We start from the raw sequence: 2104 nt of genomic DNA, 5'->3' as shown, positions 1-2104 counted from the left end.
ACCCAACCAACCCCAACCCCAACCGAACAGACCCACCACCCTAGGAGCGATCGCACCTGGGGAATTTTTATGTCTACAGGGAGGGGGGAGCGATCGCGGTAGTTAGAAGGTCATGCAACAAGCCTTAGCGGTTTGAACAGGCTATGGCTCATTTTTTTATAAACCAAGCCTACAAACGCCACCTACCCCACACCCCAACTAACCAGCATCCACAGTGGTTGGTTGGTTGTGTTGGTGTTGGTGGGTTCTCCGTATATGAGGGGGCGATTTATGTATCTGTCTCAAGTAGGTATATGGTGTCTCAGGGTCAAATTGGGTGAATTTGAAGACCCTGAGACAGGTAAAAGGCTTGTGTGGCAAGGGTTCTAGGAAGTGTCTCAGGGTGACTCAGGTGTCTCAGGGTCTATGTTGAGTTTATGGAAAAAAAAAAGGCTTTACAAAAGTTAACATTTGGTTGGTTTAAAGTGGAATTTTATAAGTTTGTAATTGTAAAGTTTTGTAATGGTTGTTTTTTTTCTATAAATGGAAGGATTGACCCTGAGACACCTGAGTCACCCTGAGACACCCTCTGAAATGCTTACAGAGTAAGGGTTTTAAGTGTCTCAGGGTCAATTTTAAAAGGTAAATTTACCCTGAGACACCATATACCTACTTGAGACAGATACATAGATTTAGCCCAACTTACGTAGAAAAAACCCGCAAAAAGTCTGTAACTGATTATTTTACGAAGGAATAAAAAGACGCTTATTATTTTACGAAGGAATAAAAATAAGATGATCGTAAGGATACCTGAGATTTATTCCTTGAGAGAAAAATAGTTAAATTTAAACCAGACTTAAAACCAAAGGATAAAAATTTACGGTGATAAATCTGGAGTCACGCGATCGCACCACGGGACAGCGCGGGAATTTGGAGTCACGCGATCGCCCTGCCGGAGTTAAAATCTGCGGTAGTAATTTTGTACTAAGTTAAATGTCTATATTGAACGTTCGTTATAAATAAGGTATATTCCCTGATAGGGATTGAAACATAAATAAAACTGCTGCCAATATATAGTGAGAAATTTTGCGAGATTAGGTTATGTTATGAAATGCTGGAAATAATGTGCAAACAAATTGATGCGATTATCGAGAAGCTTAAGCATCTACAAGATATTAAAGAAGAGCTAGAGCGGTTGCCTTTATCGCCTCCTAACGCTTGGATTCATGAATATAAAGTGAGGCGGTATTATGCTGGAAGTAACACCATGCACACGTTTGTATATGCGAAGTGGCAAGCAAAAGAAGCCATTTTTAGGCGGAATCCAAAGAAGCGATCGCGCCGGGGAAGCGGCGACTTCACGAAAAATAAGCATATTGGGCGGGTGGGCAGCAGTTCGGGGCTGGGTATGGATCTCTCCGTGGTAGATGCTTATCAAGCGTGGGAGAATCGGCAGAAATTAGAGGCAATTGAGAAGGCACTGGCTGATGTGGAAACCACACTTGAGAAGGTTATGCCTTTAATTTTTAGAAAGGCATAACCTTCTCAATCGCAGGTAACGCGATCGCACTTGGGGAGATGCGCGGGAATTTGGATACGGGAATTTTGATTGGGGGTGGTGATGGCGATCGCAGTTCGGGGAAGCGCGGGAATTTGGAGTCATGTGATCGCACTGTTGGAGATGCGCGGGAATTTATGTATGTACAAGGGGATATGAACAAAGATAAGAATACGACGTGAGGTTTATAAGTGTACAAGGGGATATGTGCAGAGATGTGAGCAAACCAAAGCACAAATATTAAATAATCATTAAGATTCATCTATGTACTAGGGAGTTAGTCTAAGGGTATCCACATACAAGCGGGGTAGTATCTTGATACAAGGGGGCTAGTAAAAGGCGTGTACTTACATGAATATACTTACAAGGCAGGTAGTGCGTAGATAGACGCGGGAAACTATAAGGGTACAAGGGGGCTAACGTATATATACAAGGGGGCTAGTATAGACTGAGGATGGTATTACAAGGGGGCTAGTGCATATAACGTATGTACTCACAAGGGGGCTTGTTAAGAGCCTGGACTTAACACCTGGACTCTCTAGAGAGTCCAGGTGTTAAGTCCAGGCT

The 2104-nt window shown here is 42.9% G+C and carries 3 protein-coding genes; all 3 read left to right on the top strand.

Translation table 11 applies throughout. The features are described 5' to 3' along the window. Positions 1-143 precede the first annotated feature (143 nt). The 3 genes from ACM0OR_RS28025 to ACM0OR_RS28015 all read left to right on the top strand — a co-directional run bounded on the left by ACM0OR_RS28025 (position 144) and on the right by ACM0OR_RS28015 (position 1719). Entirely contained in the window at positions 144-320 is a 177-nt protein-coding gene (locus tag ACM0OR_RS28025) for a hypothetical protein (protein WP_414579676.1), read from the top strand. Between the two features lie 926 nt (positions 321-1246). After that, entirely contained in the window at positions 1247-1519 is a 273-nt protein-coding gene (locus ACM0OR_RS28020; RefSeq protein ID WP_414579675.1) for a hypothetical protein, read from the top strand. A 38-nt stretch (positions 1520-1557) separates the two neighbouring features. Further along, a complete protein-coding gene (locus tag ACM0OR_RS28015; protein ID WP_414579674.1) occupies positions 1558-1719 on the top strand; it encodes a hypothetical protein in 162 nt (53 codons plus the stop codon). The last annotated feature ends 385 nt before the right edge of the window (positions 1720-2104 follow it).

It is taken from the genome of Anabaena sp. CCY 9402-a, from assembly GCF_963920945.1.
In the GTDB taxonomy this organism is placed as follows: Bacteria; Cyanobacteriota; Cyanobacteriia; order Cyanobacteriales; family Nostocaceae; genus Trichormus; species Trichormus minutissimus.
Note: the sequence above shows the minus strand (reverse complement) of the source record. Positions and strands in the feature narration are given on the sequence as shown.